This is a genomic window from Streptomyces sp. NPDC048411 (assembly GCF_040704695.1).
In the GTDB taxonomy this organism is placed as follows: Bacteria; Actinomycetota; Actinomycetes; order Streptomycetales; family Streptomycetaceae; genus Streptomyces.
In genome coordinates this window covers 1-18,400 of the sequence record NZ_JBEZKL010000070.1, presented here as the reverse complement: position 1 = coordinate 18,400, position 18,400 = coordinate 1, and the positions used below count along the sequence as shown (strand labels likewise).

The 18,400-nt window shown below is 70.8% G+C and carries 16 protein-coding genes and 2 pseudogenes; 11 read left to right on the top strand and 7 right to left on the bottom strand.

Annotated features, from left to right (window positions below):
* Window positions 1-5: 5 nt before the first annotated feature.
* From AB0915_RS23480 to AB0915_RS23470, 3 genes and pseudogenes are all read left to right on the top strand, one after another.
* Window positions 6-213 (top strand): annotated as a pseudogene (locus AB0915_RS23480) (peptidase S15); the annotation flags it as partial.
* 125 nt (window positions 214-338) lie between these two features.
* Window positions 339-578 (top strand): LapA family protein, encoded by a 240-nt coding sequence (locus AB0915_RS23475; RefSeq protein ID WP_366692943.1) that lies wholly within the window; start codon window positions 339-341, stop codon window positions 576-578.
* Between the two features lie 27 nt (window positions 579-605).
* Window positions 606-1,172: a GNAT family protein gene (locus tag AB0915_RS23470; RefSeq protein ID WP_366692942.1), complete on the top strand. Its 567-nt coding sequence runs from the start codon at window positions 606-608 to the stop codon at window positions 1,170-1,172.
* A 49-nt stretch (window positions 1,173-1,221) separates the two neighbouring features.
* Here the strand turns inward: AB0915_RS23470 and AB0915_RS23465 are convergent, their stop codons facing one another.
* From AB0915_RS23465 to sigJ, 4 genes are all read right to left on the bottom strand, one after another.
* Window positions 1,222-1,944 (bottom strand): carbon-nitrogen hydrolase family protein, encoded by a 723-nt coding sequence (locus AB0915_RS23465; protein ID WP_366692941.1) that lies wholly within the window; start codon window positions 1,942-1,944, stop codon window positions 1,222-1,224.
* Between the two features lie 291 nt (window positions 1,945-2,235).
* Window positions 2,236-4,458 (bottom strand): NADP-dependent isocitrate dehydrogenase, encoded by a 2,223-nt coding sequence (locus AB0915_RS23460; protein WP_366692940.1) that lies wholly within the window; start codon window positions 4,456-4,458, stop codon window positions 2,236-2,238.
* 138 nt (window positions 4,459-4,596) lie between these two features.
* A complete protein-coding gene (locus AB0915_RS23455; RefSeq protein WP_366692939.1) occupies window positions 4,597-5,328 on the bottom strand; it encodes a sulfite exporter TauE/SafE family protein in 732 nt (243 codons plus the stop codon).
* Between the two features lie 630 nt (window positions 5,329-5,958).
* Window positions 5,959-6,912: an RNA polymerase sigma factor SigJ gene (sigJ, locus tag AB0915_RS23450; protein ID WP_366692938.1), complete on the bottom strand. Its 954-nt coding sequence runs from the start codon at window positions 6,910-6,912 to the stop codon at window positions 5,959-5,961.
* A gap of 151 nt (window positions 6,913-7,063) precedes the next feature.
* Here sigJ and AB0915_RS23445 point away from each other — a divergent pair, with 151 nt between their 5' ends.
* Together AB0915_RS23445 and AB0915_RS23440 are read left to right on the top strand one after the other, a co-directional pair.
* Complete coding sequence (locus tag AB0915_RS23445) at window positions 7,064-8,200, top strand: LUD domain-containing protein (RefSeq protein WP_366692937.1); 1,137 nt, start codon at window positions 7,064-7,066, stop codon at window positions 8,198-8,200.
* A 432-nt stretch (window positions 8,201-8,632) separates the two neighbouring features.
* Window positions 8,633-8,815, top strand: a pseudogene (locus AB0915_RS23440) (MerR family transcriptional regulator); the annotation flags it as partial.
* A gap of 336 nt (window positions 8,816-9,151) precedes the next feature.
* On the opposite strand, the gene AB0915_RS23435 reads toward AB0915_RS23440, so the two are convergent.
* Window positions 9,152-9,880: an SDR family oxidoreductase gene (locus AB0915_RS23435; protein WP_366692936.1), complete on the bottom strand. Its 729-nt coding sequence runs from the start codon at window positions 9,878-9,880 to the stop codon at window positions 9,152-9,154.
* A 678-nt stretch (window positions 9,881-10,558) separates the two neighbouring features.
* Here AB0915_RS23435 and AB0915_RS23430 point away from each other — a divergent pair.
* The 3 genes from AB0915_RS23430 (at window position 10,559) to AB0915_RS23420 (ending at window position 13,506) form a co-directional block, all read left to right on the top strand.
* Window positions 10,559-10,954, top strand: coding sequence for a hypothetical protein (locus AB0915_RS23430; protein ID WP_366692935.1), 396 nt, complete (start codon window positions 10,559-10,561; stop codon window positions 10,952-10,954).
* 138 nt (window positions 10,955-11,092) lie between these two features.
* The gene (locus AB0915_RS23425) at window positions 11,093-12,229 is read left to right on the top strand and encodes a PLP-dependent cysteine synthase family protein (protein ID WP_366692934.1); all 1,137 of its coding nucleotides are present in this window, start codon (window positions 11,093-11,095) and stop codon (window positions 12,227-12,229) included.
* A complete protein-coding gene (locus AB0915_RS23420; protein ID WP_366692933.1) occupies window positions 12,226-13,506 on the top strand; it encodes an MFS transporter in 1,281 nt (426 codons plus the stop codon). Before AB0915_RS23425 ends, AB0915_RS23420 begins: the two co-directional genes overlap by 4 nt.
* 35 nt (window positions 13,507-13,541) lie before the next feature.
* On the opposite strand, the gene AB0915_RS23415 is transcribed toward AB0915_RS23420, so the two are convergent.
* Window positions 13,542-13,889: a metalloregulator ArsR/SmtB family transcription factor gene (locus AB0915_RS23415; protein WP_366692932.1), complete on the bottom strand. Its 348-nt coding sequence runs from the start codon at window positions 13,887-13,889 to the stop codon at window positions 13,542-13,544.
* A gap of 161 nt (window positions 13,890-14,050) precedes the next feature.
* Between AB0915_RS23415 and AB0915_RS23410 the strand changes: the two genes are divergently transcribed.
* From AB0915_RS23410 to AB0915_RS23400, 3 genes are all read left to right on the top strand, one after another.
* Window positions 14,051-15,064: a cation diffusion facilitator family transporter gene (locus tag AB0915_RS23410; protein ID WP_366692957.1), complete on the top strand. Its 1,014-nt coding sequence runs from the start codon at window positions 14,051-14,053 to the stop codon at window positions 15,062-15,064.
* Between the two features lie 153 nt (window positions 15,065-15,217).
* Window positions 15,218-15,655 (top strand): hypothetical protein, encoded by a 438-nt coding sequence (locus AB0915_RS23405; RefSeq protein ID WP_366692931.1) that lies wholly within the window; start codon window positions 15,218-15,220, stop codon window positions 15,653-15,655.
* 102 nt (window positions 15,656-15,757) lie between these two features.
* Window positions 15,758-16,684, top strand: a complete 927-nt coding sequence (locus AB0915_RS23400; protein WP_366692930.1) for a hypothetical protein — start codon at window positions 15,758-15,760, stop codon at window positions 16,682-16,684.
* Between the two features lie 567 nt (window positions 16,685-17,251).
* On the opposite strand, the gene AB0915_RS23395 is transcribed toward AB0915_RS23400, so the two are convergent.
* Window positions 17,252-17,896 carry a CHRD domain-containing protein gene (locus tag AB0915_RS23395; protein WP_366692929.1) on the bottom strand — a complete coding sequence of 215 codons (645 nt, stop codon included), beginning with the start codon at window positions 17,894-17,896 and terminating at the stop codon, window positions 17,252-17,254.
* Window positions 17,897-18,400: the final 504 nt, after the last annotated feature.

Here is an 18,400-nt window from a genome sequence, read left to right as displayed (position 1 = left end):
ACAGGGTTCCACCGGTGCGCGTGCCCGACGTCATCCGGCCGTTCACCGCGCAGCTGCCGGGCATCGTGCACCGGTACGGGGCGGGGCACCGGCTCGAATGCGTGATCGCGGCCGGCGACAGCGCGTACGTCGGTCATCGCGGCAGCCAACCGGTCACCGTCGTCAGCAGCCCGCAGGACCACCGGCGTGCTGGAGCTGCCCGTGGTCGCAGGACGGGTGAACTGCCCCGGAACGGACCGTCACCTGTACGGCCGCACGCCACCGCACCCCGGGCGCGGGATGGGGGCATCCTGGAGTCGGGGGCGGTGGCGTATCAGGACCAGGGAAGGGGCCCAGCCATGAGCCCGAAGGACGTATCGAGCGGTGGCAAGGGCAGCGTCGGACCGTTCTCACCGTCCCGCATCGTTGTCCTCGTCATCGCGGTCCTGTCGGTCGTCTTCATCGCCGAGAACACCGGCGAGGTCACCATCCGCATGCTGATCCCGCTGGTGACACTGCCCCTGTACGTGGTGCTGGTCGCGATGTTCGCGGCCGGCATGGTGTGCGGCGGCTATCTGTTCCGCCGCCGTCCCAGGTGAGCCCGGCACGCCGTTTACGCTGTCCGGATGTCTGACAACGTCTACGTGGCCGAGGGCTCGCGCGTGGGGATCCGCCCCTTCACCCCCGCGGACGCCGAGGAGTTCACCAGCCGGGTCAAGGAGAGCGGCGACCTGCACCGCCCGTGGCTGTTCCCGCCCGACGACGCGCGCGCGTACGCCGCTTACGCGGGCCGGCTGATCGAGGACCCCACAAAGGCGGGCTTCCTCGTCTGCGAGCGCACGGCCTTCGACGGGGCCGGGAGCGGTCCCCTCGCCGGCTTCATCAACATCAACAACATTTTCCGCGGTGCGTTCTGCTGTGGCGCCCTGGGATACGGGGCGTTCGCCCACGCCTCGGGGCGCGGCCTGATGAGCGAAGGGCTCGGTCTGGTGCTGCGGTACGCCTTCGGACCGCTCGGCCTGCACCGTCTGGAAGCGAACATCCAGCCCGGCAACAAGGGCTCGATCGCCCTCGTGCGCCGGGCCGGATTCCGGCTCGAAGGCTTCTCGCCGGATTTCCTCTTCATCGACGGGGCGTGGCGGGACCACGAACGGTGGGCGATCACGGCGGAGATGCTCGCCCCGGGCCTTTGATCCGAGAGAAAGGCCTGGGCCCCGTCGTCCCTGATCCGCCGGACACGCCTCAGGCAGGCACGGTTCCCCCGATTGCCGCGGACACCAGGGCGCCGGCCTCCGACCCGGCCTGCACCACCACCGCTCCGTCCGGACCCCATACCCCCGAACCACCGGACGTCTCCGGATACGTACCGCTGGCCCCCGCCGAGGTGGCCAGCACCACCCACACCCCGTGAGCGAGCGCCCGCTCCCTCATGTGCCCGTCGCGCCGGGCCGCCGACCCGGGACCCGCACCGTAGAGCGTGCCGGCCACATACGCGTCGATACCGAGCGCGGCGGTCTCGGCGGCGTGTTCCGGGACGGCCGCGTCGTAACACACCGCAAGGCCCAGCCGCACGCCGTCGAGCACCAGGACCTCCGGCTTCTCGCCCGGGGTGAAACGGTCGAACTCCTCGCCGTGCAGCCACATCTTCCGGTAGACGATCCGCACGCCCTCTCCCGTGACGGCCAGCACGGCGAGGTACTCACGCCCGTCCGCCTCGCGTACCGGGGCCCCGACCAGGGCCGTCGCTCCGGTGGAACGGCAGGCGGCGATGATCGGCCGGAGACGGGTGTCGTCGGGCGAGACGGCCGGGGCGGCGAGGTCGTAACCCGTCAGTGACAGCTCCGGGAAGACGACCAGCCGGGCCCTCGCGTCCCCGATCGCCTCGGCATGGGCCGCGGCGTTCGCGGAGACGTCGAGGTGCGCACAGACGGGCTGGGCGACGGCGACGGTGAGTGGCGCGGTCATGTGCTGCTCCGAATCGGTCGGCTGCTCGGGCGGCGGAGCTGTCCGGATGTGGCCGCCCCGCGCCATACTCGCAGCTCACCGGCGGTCGCACCGTACTCGGGGGCCGGGACGGAGCTGTCCTGGCCCCTGCCCGGCGGCCACGAGGAGTGGGACCGCCTCGCCCGCGAGCACACCGGCGGACGCAGTGAACACCCCGGAACTCCCCCCCGCACACGGGACCGCCCCGGTCGCACGTGCGACCGGGGCGGGACGGTCACCGCGGGCTGCGCGGCGACCGGGGACTGCCGTGGGCTAGCCCAGGGACGCGATGGCCTCGTTGAACGTCGCCGACGGGCGCATGGCGGCCGACGCCTTGGCGGCGTCCGGACGGTAGTAGCCGCCGATGTCGACCGGCGAGCCCTGCACCGCGATGAGCTCGTCGACGATCGTCTGCTCCTGCTCGGTCAGCGTCTTGGCGAGACCGGCGAACGCCTCCGCGAGCTGCGCGTCGTCGGTCTGCTTCGCCAGTTCCTGGGCCCAGTACATCGCCAGGTAGAAGTGGCTGCCGCGGTTGTCGATGCCACCCAGCTTGCGGCTCGGCGACTTGTCCTCGTTGAGGAAGGTGCCGGTGGCGCGGTCGAGGGTGTCGGCGAGAACCTGGGCGCGCGCGTTGCCCGTCGTCTGCGCCAGGTGCTCGAAGCTGACCGCGAGCGCGAGGAACTCACCCAGGCTGTCCCAGCGCAGGTAGTTCTCCTTGACCAGCTGCTGGACGTGCTTGGGAGCGGAGCCACCGGCGCCGGTCTCGAACAGGCCGCCGCCGTTCATCAGCGGGACGACCGAGAGCATCTTGGCGCTCGTGCCGAGCTCCAGGATCGGGAACAGGTCGGTCAGGTAGTCACGCAGCACGTTGCCGGTGACCGAGATGGTGTCGTCGCCCCGGCGGATGCGCTCCAGCGAGAACGCGGTCGCCTCGACCGGCGAAAGGATCTTGATCTGCAGACCCTCGGTGTCGTGGTCGGCGAGGTACGTCCTGACCTTGGCGATGAGCGTCGCGTCGTGCGCGCGGCCCTCGTCCAGCCAGAACACGGCCGGGGTGCCGGTCGCGCGGGCGCGGGTGACGGCGAGCTTGACCCAGTCCTGGATCGGCAGGTCCTTGGTCTGGCACATGCGGAAGATGTCACCGACCGCGACCGTCTGTTCCAGCACCACGTTGCCGGAACCGTCGACGACGCGGACCGTGCCCGGGGCGGCGATCTCGAAGGTCTTGTCGTGGCTGCCGTACTCCTCGGCCTTCTGCGCCATCAGTCCGACGTTCGGCACCGAGCCCATCGTCGACGGGTCGAACGCACCGTGCGCCCGGCAGTCGTCGATGACGGCCTGGTAGACGCCCGAGTAGCTGCTGTCCGGCAGGACGGCCAGGGTGTCGGCCTCCTTGCCGTCCGGGCCCCACATGTGGCCGGAGGTGCGGATCATGGCCGGCATGGACGCGTCGACGATGACGTCGCTCGGCACGTGCAGGTTGGTGATGCCGCGGTCGGAGTCGACCATCGCCAGGGCGGGACCCTCGGCGAGCTCGGCCTCGAAGGACGCCTTGATCTCGGCGCCCAGGTGCGGCACGCCGTCCAGGCCGTTCAGGATCGTGCCGAGGCCGTCGTTCGGCGACAGACCGGCGGCGATCAGTGCCTGGCCGTACTTCGCGAACGTCTTCGGGAAGAAGGCGCGCACCACGTGGCCGAAGACGATCGGGTCGGAGACCTTCATCATCGTGGCCTTCAGGTGCACGGAGAAGAGCACACCCTCGGCCTTGGCGCGGGCGATCTGCGCCTCGAGGAACTCGTGCAGGGCCGCCGCCCGCATCACGGACGCGTCGACGACCTCGCCCGCGAGCACGGGAACCGACTCGCGCAGGACGGTGGTGGTGCCGTCGTCACCGGCGAGCTCGATCCGCAGGGAGCCGGGCTCGGCAATGACGGCGGACTTCTCGGTGGAGCGGAAGTCGTCGGCGCTCATCGTCGCGACGTTCGTCTTCGAGTCGGCCGTCCAGGCGCCCATGCGGTGCGGGTGCGTCTTGGCGTAGTTCTTCACCGACGCGGGGGCACGGCGGTCGGAGTTGCCCTCGCGCAGGACCGGGTTGACCGCGCTGCCCTTGATCTTGTCGTAGCGCGCGCGGACGTCCTTCTCCTCGTCCGTCTGCGGGTCGTCCGGGTAGTCCGGCAGCGCGTAGCCCTGCTGCTGCAGCTCGGCGATGGCCGCCTTCATCTGCGGGATCGACGCCGAGACGTTCGGCAGCTTGATGATGTTGGCGCTGGGCGTCTTGGCCAGCTCGCCGAGCTCGGCGAGAGCGTCATCGATGCGCTGGTTCTCGTCGAGGTATTCGGGGAAGCTGGCAATGATCCGGCCCGAGAGGGAGATGTCGCGGTTCTCCACGGTGACCCCGGCCGTCGAGGCGTACGCCTCGATCACAGGCAAGAACGAATACGTCGCCAGGGCCGGGGCCTCGTCGGTGTGCGTATAGATGATGGTCGAGTCAGTCACCGGGTGCTCCGCTCCACGTCTGCAACATTGCTTGATATCAAGATATCCCGTGGGCGCCGTCTGTTCGACAGGGCCCTGCCGACCTGGCGGCGGTCCGTGGAGATCATCGGTGGGCGGATCCGGGCGGTGGCCCGACCGTCAGAGCGCCCACACCCCCTTGGCCAGCGTGATGATCCCACCGCCGAGTGCGAGCAGCAGGACGAGCAGCCGGGCCCGCTTCTCCGGCACCCGACCAGTGAGCGCCTTCCCGATCAGGGCGCCCGCCGTCAGGCCGGCGGTGATCAGGAGCCAGAGGGGAGTGCTGAGCTGCGGAACGCCATGGGCGGCGACGGAGAATGCGTTCACCACGACCCCGTAGAACTGGGCGTTCGGCACGAATTCCCGCACTGTCCAACCCGCATTCACGGCATACAAGGAGACCGCCGGGCCGCCGACGCCCGCCGATGAGTTCATGAACCCGCCCACGGCACCCGCGGCCACCGCACCTACGGCCCCGCGCAGAGCGGGCACCCGGAAGCCCCGCATCACCAGCAGCACGGCCCCGCTCACCAGCGCCCCCATGCACGCCAGCAACACCGGCTCAGGCAACCGGGCCGCCACCCAGCTCCCGGCCGGCACCGTGCACGCGGCCGCTGCGACGAGGGGCACCATCGCTGCGGGGCGCACCTGCCGCCAGCTGCCCGCGAGCCCGAGCAGGCTGATCGCACCGGCCGCGCAGTTCGCGAGCACCACACCCTCGGCCGGGCCCAGCACCAGCACCAGGGCGGGCACGGCTATGAGCGCGAACCCCATCCCCGTGAGCCACTGCACCGAGGCGCCGATCAGCACGATGCCGCTCAGCAACAGCTCGGACGTCCGACCGCTCGTCACGGACCGGATCCTGCCAGGTGTGCCGCGCCGGCTCATAGAGTTCCGACGCGATGACGATCAGTGGCGAGGATTCGGGCGACCGACCCGGCGGCCGAGACCCCGCAGCCTTCGGCCCGGGCGCGCCGGACGCGGCCGGCGGTTCCGAGCGCCGGGCCGACTTGCTGGGGTCCGGGGGGCGCGTGTTTGCGGTGCCCCTGGGTGCCGCGTCTCGTGTTGGCCCCAGTGCTGCCCCCGCGGTTCGGGGGCCGACGGGACGATGGCCCTCTGACCGGTGTGGTCCCGGGATGCGGGTGTGCGGCGTCAGCGTGAGGATCGGAGTACGGGCGGTGGCCCGGTAGCGTCCCGGCCCTGAGGCCGGTTCTCCCTTCCGGCGCTTCCTGGACCGCCCCCGGCCCAGCCACCGGGGGGGCGTGGAGGTAGGGATGCGGCGGCCCCTGTGGATGGGAGCGATCGCGTGCGGACTGGTCCCTTCTCCGAACTGACCTCACACTTTCCTGGCATGGCCGACCAGAATGTGATCAATTAAAGGGAAAGTGCCTCTGAACTGCAGCGATAGGGCTTGTCCAAGGTCGGTTCCCGTTTCGCGCTGCCACGGCCGCCACCGGCCCGGCCGCCGGCCCGTGAGGACAGTCAGGACAGCCGCCAGGGGCGGAGTTTCTCCGGGTTGCGCACCGCCCAGATGTGCGTGATCCGGTCATCGTCGGCGACCTCGAACGCGAACACCGTCTCAGTCCGGCCCTCGGACTCGATCACCAGGCCCGGCAGCCCGTTGACCGTGCGCTCGAGGATCGTCCGGGGCGGCGCGAACCGGGCGATCGTCAGGTAGAGGCGGGCGATCTGCTCGGCGCCCTCGATCGGCAGCAGGTGGGCGATGGCGCGGCCGCCACCGTCGGAGATCGCAGTGGCGCCCGGGTCGAGCAGGCAGACCAGGGCCTCGATGTCCTGCGCCTCCCAGGCCGCCTTGAACCGCCGGACGACGCTCGCCTGCCGGGCCGCGTTCGGGCTCGCCTCGGCCCGCGCGGCGGCGATGCGGCGGCGAGCCGAGGATGCCAGCTGACGGCACGCCGCCGGGCTGCGGCCGACGATCTCGGCCACCTCGGCGAACGGGTAGCGGAAGACATCGTGCAGCACGAACGCGACGCGCTCGGCCGGGGTCATCGACTCGAACACGACCAGGAAGGCCATGGTCACCGACTCGTCAAGGGTGATCCGGTCGGCCGGGTCCACGCCGGCGCCGCCCGCCGCCCCGGCGATCCACTCGACCGGGTCGGGCAGCGGCTCCGGGATCCATTCGCCGACGTAGGCCTCCCGCCGGGCGCGCGCCGAGCCGAGCAGGTTCAGGCAGATGCGGCTGGCCACCTTCGTCAGCCAGGCGCCCGGGGACTCGATGGACTGCTGCTCCGCCCGGGACATCGCGTACCAGCGGGTGTAGGTCTCCTGGACGACGTCCTCCGCGTCGGCCAGGGATCCGAGCAGCCGGTAGGCGAGATTGAGCAGCTGTCGCCGCTCGCTCATGATCGTGCTCAGGCCCGGGTCCCGCTGCTCGTCTGCCTGCCGCTGTGCCTGTTCCGACGGGGTGGTCATACGCTCTCCGGCTCCCTCGTTCACGTGCCCTCTCCAGTACGACAAATCAGAGCGGCGGAATGTGAGGTCGGCGGCTCGCCTCACATTCGGCGGGGCTGCGTTGTCGGACTGGTGAAGACGAGCACACCATTCACAGGACAGGAAGCTTCGCATGAACGACTTCCAGGAGATCGCCGACCGCGTCGAGATCGAGGCGCTGCGTGGTGAGTTCACCGACGCGGCGATGATGCGCGACCGCGCCCGCCTCGCCGCGCTGTTCACCCCCGACGGCGTTCTGCGCATGCCCAACGTCCCGGTCGAGCTCATCGGCCGGGAGGAGATCCGGACCGGAGGCGAACGCCTGCAGAGCCAGTGGGACTTCTTTGTGCAGAACAGCCATCCGGGCACGATCCGGATCGACGGCGACGCCGCCACCGGTCGCACCTACATGCAGGAGATCGCGCGTCTGCTTGACGGCCGCTCGGGCCTGAACTTCGCCCTTTACCACGACACATACCGACGTACGCCGGAGGGATGGAAGTTCGCCGAGCGGGTCTACGAGGTCAGGTACGTCGACACCACCCCGCTGGGGGGTTCGGCGCCCGGCCCCGACGCCCAGGCGCACGGCTCCGGTGAGGCCGGGGACGCCGGTCGGGCACCGGGTGCCGGTGAGGCGGACGCGTCGGCCACAGAGGCGGCCAACGGCTTCGCCGCACCGGCTTCCGCCGAACGGCTGGACCGGGCCATCACGGCGCTGCGAGCGAACGGCTTCACCGCCGAACTGCTCGATGACGCCACGGCGGCCCGCGCCCGCATCAAGGATCTGATCCCGGAGGGCGCGGGCGTGTTCACCGGGGCCAGCGAGACGCTTCGGCTCTCCGGCATCGCGGAGGACATCGAGGCGGGCGACCGCTACCAGGCCATCCGGCCGCGCGTGCTGAAGATGGACCGCGCCACCGAGTTCGACCAGATCCGCCGGCTGATGGCCGCCCCCGACGTCTTCGTCGCCAGCGTCGCGGCCGTCACCGAGACCGGCTCGCTCGTCATCGCCTCGGGCACCGGCAGCCAGCTGCCCGCCTCCGCCGGCGGCGCCGCGAGGGCGATCTGGGTCGTCGGGGCGCAGAAGGTGGTGCCCGACCTGAGCACCGCACTGCGCCGGGTCGAGGAGCACGCCCTCCCGTTGGAGACCGCGCGCGCCCAGGCGGTCTACGGGCAGCCGAGCGCGGTCAACCGCCTGCTCGTCCTCAACGCCGAGCCGCAGCCCGGGCGCGGCACCGTCCTGTTGCTGCGCGAGGCCATCGGATTCTGACATCCCGCGCGGTGAGGACGTGAGAACGTCGCGGGGGCGGACGGTGAGCCGTATCGGGCTCGCCGTCCGCCCCCCGCGCCCTGCCTTGTGCGGGTGCTGCCACGCCTAAGCCGAGCTGAGCGAGCTTGTCCTGCGCGCCGGCGAGGCTGACCTGCAGGCCCTCGACCTCTCCGAGGCAGCCTTCGCGCTCGGCTTCGGCGTTGCGGGCGATCAGGTTGTCGCGGATGTCGGCCGGCCGTGCCCTCTGGGCCGGATCTGGCCGGAGGAGTGAGCATCTGACACAAGCTTCTCTGAACCAGACCATCGCCCTGGCTTGTCAGCAGTCGCCTCGGACCCGCCGCTCCGCGTTCGGCTCTCGCTGCCAGAAGCGAGGCGCTTGACCCTCACGTGGCGTCAGGCTGCATAGTCGGTGCCGTGGACAAGCACCTGACCGTGGGACGCGTGGCCGAGTTGGCGGGCGTGAGCGTCCGCACGCTGCATCACTATGACGAGATCGGGCTCGTACGGCCGTCGGCGCGAACTGGAGCCGGGTACCGGGCCTACTCGGCCGGCGACGTGGAGCGACTGCGCGAGGTACTGGCCTACCGGCGCCTGGGCTTCGGGCTGCGGGAGGTACCGCCACCACCGCAGGAGGTCCATGCCGTAGGAGCGGACCGTCGCTGCAGCCTTCCCCGCTGCCAGCAGCTCCTGGAAGAATGCGGGCCTTCACCACGACCTCCCGAACATGTCGTTGAGGGACTGGGCCCGGTACCCGGCCGCAGGCACCGCCGGAATCCGAGCCAGCCGCTCCTGCCGCGCATGATGCGCCCGTACGGCTTCGACGATCTCGTCGCGGCCCGCCGGTAATGGCGGAGTCGGGTAGGGGAACTGTCTGAATGCCTGCGGTCCTGGGCCGTGATGGCTCTCCGGACCTGGCATCAGCCGTCGTGCGTCGACGTGCGAGGGCATCGGTCAGACCTGTTCGAAGTGGAACGCTTTGATGAAGCAGTCGCGAGGCTGGGCGACGGCGAAGAGGATGCACTCCACGAGCGAGTGCGCGGTGAGAGCGTCCTTGGCCTCGCGCGGGGTGGTCTCCCACTCCTCGGAGAGCGGGTCGGCGTTGTCGAAGTCGGGCGGGTAGAGCGAGATCGCCCGGACCCCTTGAGGACGCAGGCGCTTGGAGAGGATCTCGGTGAACCCTGCCTGGGCGCTCTTGGCTGCATAGAAGGCGTCGTGGGCGTCCGAACGTTGATGGCCCGACGTCCCACAGGCGGAAACCATCGTCACGACATCCGGTTTGTCCGAATTGAGCAGGAGAGGAAGGAAGTTCTTCACTGTAAGGACCGTGCCGGTGGCGCCTGAGGCGATGGTGTCGACGACATCGGCGTCCGAGGCGGACAGCAGGTCCGGCCCGTTGAGATAGCGGGAACCGTTGTTGACGAGCAGGTCGACGCGGTCCGTGAGTCGCGCGACACTGGATGCGAAGTCGCGGATGGAGGCGGGGCTCGTCAGGTCGCAGGCGAAGGCATGGACCTGTTGGTGCCCTCGGTCGCGAATCTCGTCGCGGACACGCTCTGCGGCAGCGAGGCTGCGTGCGGACAGGAAGACCTCGGCGCCCAGTTCGGCAACCTGGATCGCCAGGGTTCGCCCGAAGTCGCGGCCGGCGGCTGTGATGACGACACGGTGGTTGTCGAGTCCCATGGTGTCGCTCCTGGTTCGTGGATCGGTTGTTGCGGTGTGGTCCGGCGGCTGACCTCGGCTGCGTGCGGGCCCGTGCCCTCCTCCAGGTGGAAGCGTAGAACGAGCGCAACACGGCCTCGCTGTGCACCCGCGTCCTTGCCGAGTACATCACCCCCGGCGCGGCCCGCCCGGTCAACGGATTTGGCACTCCCGCCAGAGGTCGTACCAGAAGTGGAACGGAACCGCCGGAGGCCCGACGGCGCCAGTGGACACGGACCGGCTTCGGCGCGACCTGCATCCAGCGGGCGAAATCCCGCGCATCCACCCACGTCACCGGCGCGCACGAGGGCGGGCAGTCCTGCGTGGCGTGTCCCTCATCGGCATCGGCCAGGCAGGGGAACGGGTCTCCAGGGCGGCCGGCCGACGTGGGGGATCGCAGGCAGGGCGGCGCTTGATCGCGTGTTGGCCTCCGGCTGTCGGCAGGTTTCGTTGGGGGCATTGTTCGTGGGGATGTCCGCCGCCTCTGGTGCGGCGAGCCCCGGTGTCGGTGGCGCGATCGACGGCGCTGCCGTGGGGCCGACCCGGCGTATTCCAGAGGGGCCCGGGACCTGCCCGCCGAAGGAGGCGAACGGGGTGTTGCCAAAGTCGAGAAGTGACTATCGGTGAGCGATCGACTACTTTGGGCTCGTGATCCCGGGGATGAGCAGCAAGGTGGTGGGGCACCCGGTGCGGGCAGCGTTGCTGTTCGCCCTGCTCCTGCTGGTCGGCTGTCATCTCGTAGGCGCTCTGCACGGGCCGGGGTTCGCCACTCTGTCCACGCACGCGGCCGTCGACGGCTGTTCGCACGCCGCGGCGGAGCACAGCGCGGACCGGGCGCCCGGCCACGGTGGCGGCCACGCGGACGTGGTCGATCACGCCGTGGACCGGGTTCGTACCCCGGCGGACCGCGCCCTCGCCGATCCCGGTGGCACGGCGCCTCTCACGTACACGCCCCGCGCGGTGCCCGGCCCGTCCGATCGCGAGGGTCCGGAACCCTTGAGGGGCGGTACCGGCGGCCAGGCGACTCTGACCCGGCTCTGCGTCCTGCGGCGGTAGGCCGCGCCCGCACGCCTTCTCCACCCGTGCCCGTGCCCGCCGGGCACGGGTGGGACCAGAGGTGTGCTCGCGTGCCCGTGACCCGTCTGCCTCGCACACCCTGCTTGCTCCGGTGTGCACCAAGGAGCGTTACCGACCATGCACGTCCCCCTGCTCGAAAACTTCTGCGCGAACTCATTCGCCCCCGCGCCGCCGGTCGCCCGTGGCGCCCACCAGTTGGTGGGCAACACCCCGGTCCTGTGGGTGGGCGAGCCTTTCGCGCCTGCCGGACGGGGCTTCTTCGCCAAACTGGAGGGAGCCAACCCCGGAGGCATCAAGGACCGGCCCGGCCTGCACATGGTCCGGGAAGCCCGTCGCCGTGGCGTCCTCCGGCCCGGAGCCCCGATCATCGAGTCCTCCAGCGGCACCCTCGCGCTCGGCCTGGCCCTGGCCGGTCTGACGCACGATCACCCGGTCACCGTTGTCACCGACCCCGGCATGGAACCGACGATGCTGCGCCTCCTCACCACACTGGGCGCCGAGGTGCGGCAGGTGGCCGCCCCGCATCCGGCCGGCGGCTGGCAGCAGGCCCGCCGCGAACAGGTCACGGAGCTGCTCGGCGCGAACCCGGGAGCGTGGTGCCCGGACCAGTACCACAACCCCGACAACGTCGCCGCGTACAGGCCTATGGCCGCCGAACTCATCGCCCAGCTCGGCCGCATCGACGTCCTCGTCGCCTCGGTCGGCACGGGCGGCCACTCAGCAGGGATCAGCGCCGTGCTCCGGGAGAGCTTCCCCGATCTGGCACTGATCGGAGTTGACGCGACCGGCTCGACGATCTTCGGCCAGCCCGCCGCCGCGCGCCTGATGCGTGGCCTGGGCTCCAGCATCCACCCGGGCAACGTCGACTACCGCGCTTTCACCGAAGTCCACTGGGTCGCCCCCGCCGAAGCGGTCTGGGCCTGCCGCCAACTCGCCCGCCGGCACTACGCCTCGGGCGGCTGGAGCGTCGGCGCGGTCGCCCGGGTCGCCGGATGGGCGGCCCGCACTTGTCCCTCCGGCACCCGTATCGCTGCGATCTTCCCCGACGGCCCCCACCGCTACCTGGAAACCATCTACAACGACGCCTGGTGCCAGGAGCACCAACTGCTCGGCCACCTTCCGCCCGAGGAACCCGACACCATCGACGACCCGGCCGAACACACCGTGCGGCACTGGACACGCTGCGCCCGCGTGACCGACCCGCTGGATCGCACCGTCCCCGCAGGCACTCGCACCGTGGTGGGTGTCCGGTGAAGCAACTGTGCGCTCGCGTGCGTTCCTTCGACCCCGGTCTCCAGCTGCTGATGTGCAATCAGTTCGGTATCAATCTCGGCTTCTACATGCTGATGCCCTACCTTGCCGACCACCTCGCCCACGGTCTGGGCCTCGCCGCCTGGGCGGTCGGCCTGGTACTCGGCGTGCGCAACCTCTCCCAGCAAGGGATGTTCTGGCTCGGCGGCACCCTTGCCGACCGGATCGGCTACAAACCCCTCATCCTGACCGGCTGCGGCATGCGCACCGGCGCATTCGCCCTGTTGGCCTTCGCCGACACCCTCCCGGCGCTCGTCATCGCGTCCGCCGCCACCGGGCTCGCCGGGGCCCTGTTCAACCCTGCCGTCCGCGCCTACCTCGCCGCCGGAGCGGGCGAGCGCCGAGTGGAGGCCTTCGCCGCCTTCAACGTCTTCTACCAGGCCGGCATCCTGCTCGGCCCCCTCGTGGGCCTTGCCCTGCTCGCCTGGGACTTCCGCCTCGTGTGTACGGTCGCGGCCGCGGTCTTCGCGCTGCTCGCCGTCGTGCAGGCCCGCGCCCTGCCCCCGTGCAGCCCGGCCGCCGACGCCGAGCGCGCGGGCGGGCTGCGCGGTATCGCCGCGGACTGGCGGACCATCGCCACCAACCGGCCCTTCGTCCTGTTCTCCGCCGCGATGGCCGGCTCCTACCTCCTGGCCTTCCAGACCTACCTCGCCCTGCCGCTGCAGGCCCGCACCCTCTTCGGTGACAACAGCGGCACCGCCATGGGCGGGATTTTCGCCCTCTCCGCCCTGACCTCCGTCGCCGGACAACTGCGACTCACCGCCTGGGCCGGAAAACGCTTCGAAGCCCCCAAGGCCATCGCGATCGGCCTCATTCTGATGGGTGCGGCCTTCCTGCCTCTGCTGCTCGGCCCCCACCATCGGGCCGACGGCCTGTCGGCCGGGGGCGGGACGACCGGCCTGGTGCTGTGCGCGTGCCTGCTGGCCGCCGGCTCGGCGCTGCTGTACCCGTTCGAGATGGACACCCTGGTCCGGCTGTCCGGTGAGCGGCTGGTCGCCACGTACTACGGCGCGTACAGCACCGTCTCCGGGATCGCGGTGGCCGCAGGGAACGTGGGCGTGGGAGCCCTGTTCGACCTCGCCGCCCGCCTGGGCGCACCGTGGCTGCCCTGGGCGGCGCTGGCCGCCGTGGGCGGTGGTTGCGCGGCGGCCCTGATCGCGCTGCGCCGCACCGGCCATCTCAATCCCGCCACCGCTGCCCCGGTGCCGGCGGCGGCCTGAGAGCCTGTCGGGTGACCTCTGATCGGGCGTGCTCCTCACGCGTGGGGCGCACGCCCGGTCAGCCGGTGATCGGCCAGCTCCAGGGCTTCGGCCACCACACGTCGCAGATGCCCGTCGGGCAGCGTGTAGATCACCCGCCGGCCCTCCTTGCGGGTGGTCACCAGCCCGGACATGCGCAACCGGGCGAGATGCTGGCTGACCGCCGGCCGGGCCGCTCCTACGGCCTCCGCCAGTGAGGTGACGTCCGCCTCATTCGCTGCCAGGACATGCAGCAGCGCCAGACGGGTGCGGTCCGCCAGAAGGCCCAGGACCTCGGCCGCGACCAGGAAATGCTCAGCGCCGACCTCTCGCGGCTGCGAACCCTGCGCAGGTGATAGATGCATGCGTGCATTCATACGCACATAATAGGCGGGTGGGATCTCCGTCCACCCCGCCGCCTGACGAGAGTGAGCGCGCTGTGAGTCAGCATCACCATGGACACGCCGAACCGGGTGCCGGGCACGGGCACGACCACAGTCACGAGGACGCGCACGACCACGGATACCTGTGGAGCCACGAGCGCGACGGCTCGCGTTGGTCGCGGGTGCGGCACCAGGTCTCCCATGTGGTCACGCCGCACAGTCACGAGGTCATGGACAAGGTCGACTCGGCGATGGAGACCTCCAGGGAGGGGATGCGCACCCTGTGGCTGTCCCTGGGCATCCTGGGGGCGACCACGGTGATCCAGGCGGTCGTCGTCGCGGCGTCGGGGTCGGTCGCGCTGCTGGGCGACACCATCCACAACGCCGCCGACGCATTGACCGCCATCCCTCTGGGCATCGCGTTCGTCCTGGGCCGTCGTGCGGCGAACCGCCGCTACACCTACGGTTACGGACGCGCTGAGGACCTGGCCGGCGTCGCCATCGTGCTCACCATCGCCGCATCCTCCGCCCTGGCTGCGTACGAGGCGGTCGACCGGCTCCTCAGGCCACGCGACATCACCCACCTGTGGGCGGTCGCCGCCGCCGCGGTGGTCGGCTTCATCGGCAACGAATGGGTGGCCCGCTACCGCATCCGCACCGGCCGCACGATCGGATCCGCCGCCCTCGTCGCCGACGGACTGCACGCCCGCACCGACGGCCTCACCTCGCTCGCCGTCCTCCTCGGCGCCGGCGGCGCGGCACTCGGATGGCGGGCCGCCGACCCGATCGTCGGGCTGCTCATCACCGTCGCGATCCTCATGGTGCTGAGGCAAGCCGCCCGCGAGGTCTACCGGCGGTTGATGGACTCCGTCGACCCCGCCCTGGTCGACACCGCCGAAACCGCTTTGCGTGCAGTGGACGGCGTCCGCGACATCGGGCAGGTCCGCATGCGGTGGATCGGCCACGCGTTGCGCGCCGAGGCCGACATCGTCGTCGACCCGCAGCTCACCGTGGTCCAGGCCCACGCCCTGGCCGTCACAGCCGAGCACGCCCTCATCCATGCCGTCCCCCGCCTGGTCGGCGCCACCGTGCACACCGACCACACCGCCGACCACGGCGACCCCCACGCCGCCCTCGCCCACCACTGGGCCACCTGACCTCGGCATCACGTGGGGCGGGCCGGTCGGCGACGAACGGTACGCACTCATCGCCTGCATCCGACGGCCGAGAGGCCCCGGGTACCCGGCAGGGGTATGCTCGTACGAGTCGGCGGCCACAGGTGCGCGACAACGCGGAGAAAGGGAGCGGCAGTGGGCATCGGACACCCGAGCGAGCGGGGCATCGCCCGGCTCATCGCGGTCTGTGCCGTCCTGCTCGGTCTGTTCCTCATGCACGGCGCGCCGGCCACCGCCGCCGAGGGCTGCCACGGTGCGATGCCCCCAGTGACCGTACCCATGCACGACGGCCACGCCGCTTCGACGATGACCTCAGCGGCGCTGCCGACCACCGCGCAGAGTGCTCAGGCCGCCCGGGCCGGGGACGGTTCGGGAATGCACGGGGTGCAGTGCGTCTCCACCCCCGCGCACGAGCGGAACCCGCTGCCGACGGCCGGCCTGTACGCCGCCGTCGCACTGCCGGCCGCATGGTTCCCGGCGGGATTGCGGGCGGCCACCGGCTGGACACGGCGTCGCGGGCCGCCGGCCGGCGGGCGGGATCTCCTCATCCAGGTGTGCGTCGCGCGGACGTGACAGGCACCGCGCCGAACCCCGGTCACTGACCGGATCGGCCCCGTGTCCTGCCCTTCCCGCGCGCCACCGGCGTGGTGCGCCCACCCGGAAAGACCCCCGCTCATGTTCGCCTCTTCCCGATTCACCATGCGTCGCCGCGCCGTCGCGGCGGCCGGCACCGCAGCGGCCCTCGCGCTGACCCTGGCCGCGTGCGGCTCCTCCGGCGACTCCTCGGCCATGCCCGGCATGAACCACGGCGCGAAGGCCTCGGATTCCTCTTCGCGCAGCTCGTCGCCTTCGATGAGTGACATGCCCGGCATGGACCACATGGCCGCCGACAACGGCCTGTCCGACAACAAGGACGGCTACCGCCTCACCTCCCACGACGCGACCCTGCCCTCCGGCAAGCGGGCCGCGTACCGGTTCACGGTCAACGGCCCGGACGGCAAGCCGGTCACCGACTTCGCCGTCGACCAGACCAAGCGGATGCACTTCTACGCCATCCGCTCGGACCTGACCGGCTTCCAGCACATCCACCCGGTCATGGCCGCCGACGGCACCTGGACCGCCGACCTCACCTCCCTGGCCCCCGGCTCCTGGCGCATGTTCGCCTCCTTCACCCCGAACACCGGCGCGGGGAAGGGCAAGGACTTCGTCCTGAGCCGCAGCGTCACCGTCCCCGGGACAACCACGAAGACCCCGCTGCCCGCAGGGACCGGCAGCGCCGGGGCCGACGGGTACACCGTCACCGTCAAGGGCGAGCCGATGGCCGGCATGGCGCACCCGCTGACCGTCACCGTGTCCAAGGACGGCGAGCCGGTCACCGATCTGCAGCCCTACCTGGACACCTACGCCCACCTGACCGCATTCCACGAGGGCGACGCCGCATTCGCCCACCTTCACCCGACCACCAAGGTGAACGGTGACCACGGTGGCCCCGACCTGGCTTTCCACGCCGAACTGCCCACCTCGGGCAACTGGCGGCTGTTCCTGCAGTTCCGGACCGGCGGCAAGCTCCACACCGCTGCCCTGACCCTGCCCGTGGGCTGAACCCGGAGGGGCGCCGCCCGTGCGGATGCTGTTGGCACAGTCGCCGGCAGCGTCCCGGGCGGCGGCGCCCCTCTTCAGGAATCCGGCCGGTCAGAGGTCGCGCAGTGGGATGAACGGGCCGGCTGGCTCACGGGACGGAATCCGGCGAATCTCCAGGGATTCCCCACGGCGGACTGGCGATCAGTCAGTCCGCCGTGCCCCCCAGTAGCCGATCTCCGCCGGCTCACCGTCGCGGTAGAGCACGGTGCACCTCCCGCAGCCGCGTCCAGGGAATGCGAGCTGTGTCGGACTGCAGGGCGTCGGCCAACTGGCTGCGAGCGGGGCGGCCGTCGGGTGCCCAGGCACGTATCCGGTCCTCGGTCAGCGGTCGCATCATGGCGAACTCGTCGGTGGTCCCGGCCGCATGCGCGCGGCGTGGGACGATCCGGCGCGCGAGCGGGAAAGCCCATGACAGAGCCGGAAGACGGGCAATTCCGGATCAGAGCCCGTCCGGCGGCTGGCAGGACGGCGTCCGCCGAGGCTGCCCGCAGCCAACTGGCCGCGGGCTGAGCGGTTGTGGGTGGCGCGTTAGCGGGTCGTCGCGCCCTTGGAGGGCATGGCCTTCAGCGTGCCGCACAGTGCGGGGGCGGTGGCGGCCTGGGGGAGCTTGGGGTCTAGCTCGCTGGGGCCTAGCACGTTGGTGAACTTGCCGCTGCCGTCGTAGTCGATGCCGTGCACGACGATGACGGCCTTGCCGGCGCGGATGTTGCTGGCCACATCGTTGTTGACGGTGATGGTGCGTGAGTACTGGTAGGAGCTGCCCACGGGGAAGCGGGTCACCGCCAGTGCGCTGGCCGGGGAAGTGTCGCCGCTGGTGGTCAGGGAACGGCCGATCATGCCGTAAGACTTCATGCCGTCGGTGGTGCTGATCGCGATGTGCCCGTTGAGGTTGGTGGCCGCGGCCGCAGCGGGGCACGTGCCCATGCCGTTGATGTGGATGTGGGCCGCGTGCGGAACCCCGGCCAGGAGCCCCTTCACGGTCATCCTCACGGTGACCTTGTGACCGGACAGGGACACGGTCGCGGTGCCCGAGCCGGTCACGTTGTTGGTCGGGATCGGAGTCAAGTCGGCCCGGAATCTGTGCGAGCCGGAGTCTGCGGCTGCCGTTGTCGGGACGCCCATCGACAGGCCCAGCACACTGGCCGCTGCCAGGGAGGATATTGCCTTACGCATCTGAAAGCCTCGCTTTCCTGGGATCACCGGCTCGTCGTCACCGAAAGCCGGGTCAGGCCCTGACCCCACCGAACGGGAGCCGCCCTGATCTTGTCCCTTGCGTGAGAAAGGTCCACCCATGACGGTACCCACGAACCCCGAGACGCCGCACTCCGAGTCCGTCACAGCAACCGAAACCGGTGACGAGGCGAATCCCCGGCGCGCACCGGTCTGATTCGTCGTCGTGGGCTCCTTGTGCCTGTCCTCAGCGGGATCGGAGCGGGTGTTGTGGCCTTGGTGATCGAGTGCCCGGGCCTTGCGGCTCCCATCGGTACAGCTGCGGCCGTGGTCGGGGCCGTTGTTCCGCTTGCGCAGCGCAAGGGGCGGGGCCCGGTATCCGAAGACGATCCTTCTGGCGAGCCGTGAGCAGCCTAGGTGTTCTGTCCACGGAGGTTGGTGACAGCAATCACGGTCGGGTGGTCTTGAACGAGTGAGGGCCTTCTGGGTTCGGTGTGGATTGCGACA

Bases quoted from the DNA above. Each gene is read 5' to 3' on its own strand.
- AB0915_RS23475 (WP_366692943.1), top strand. From the start codon at position 339: ATGAGCCCGAAGGACGTATCGAGCGGTGGCAAGGGCAGCGTCGGACCG.
- AB0915_RS23395 (WP_366692929.1), bottom strand. From the start codon at position 17,896: ATGCGTAAGGCAATATCCTCCCTGGCAGCGGCCAGTGTGCTGGGCCTG.
- AB0915_RS23400 (WP_366692930.1), top strand. From the start codon at position 15,758: ATGTTCGCCTCTTCCCGATTCACCATGCGTCGCCGCGCCGTCGCGGCG.
- AB0915_RS23465 (WP_366692941.1), bottom strand. From the start codon at position 1,944: ATGACCGCGCCACTCACCGTCGCCGTCGCCCAGCCCGTCTGTGCGCAC.
- sigJ (WP_366692938.1), bottom strand. From the start codon at position 6,912: ATGACCACCCCGTCGGAACAGGCACAGCGGCAGGCAGACGAGCAGCGG.
- AB0915_RS23415 (WP_366692932.1), bottom strand. From the start codon at position 13,889: ATGCATCTATCACCTGCGCAGGGTTCGCAGCCGCGAGAGGTCGGCGCT.
- AB0915_RS23470 (WP_366692942.1), top strand. From the start codon at position 606: ATGTCTGACAACGTCTACGTGGCCGAGGGCTCGCGCGTGGGGATCCGC.
- AB0915_RS23445 (WP_366692937.1), top strand. From the start codon at position 7,064: ATGAACGACTTCCAGGAGATCGCCGACCGCGTCGAGATCGAGGCGCTG.
- AB0915_RS23435 (WP_366692936.1), bottom strand. From the start codon at position 9,880: ATGGGACTCGACAACCACCGTGTCGTCATCACAGCCGCCGGCCGCGAC.
- AB0915_RS23425 (WP_366692934.1), top strand. From the start codon at position 11,093: ATGCACGTCCCCCTGCTCGAAAACTTCTGCGCGAACTCATTCGCCCCC.
- AB0915_RS23430 (WP_366692935.1), top strand. From the start codon at position 10,559: ATGAGCAGCAAGGTGGTGGGGCACCCGGTGCGGGCAGCGTTGCTGTTC.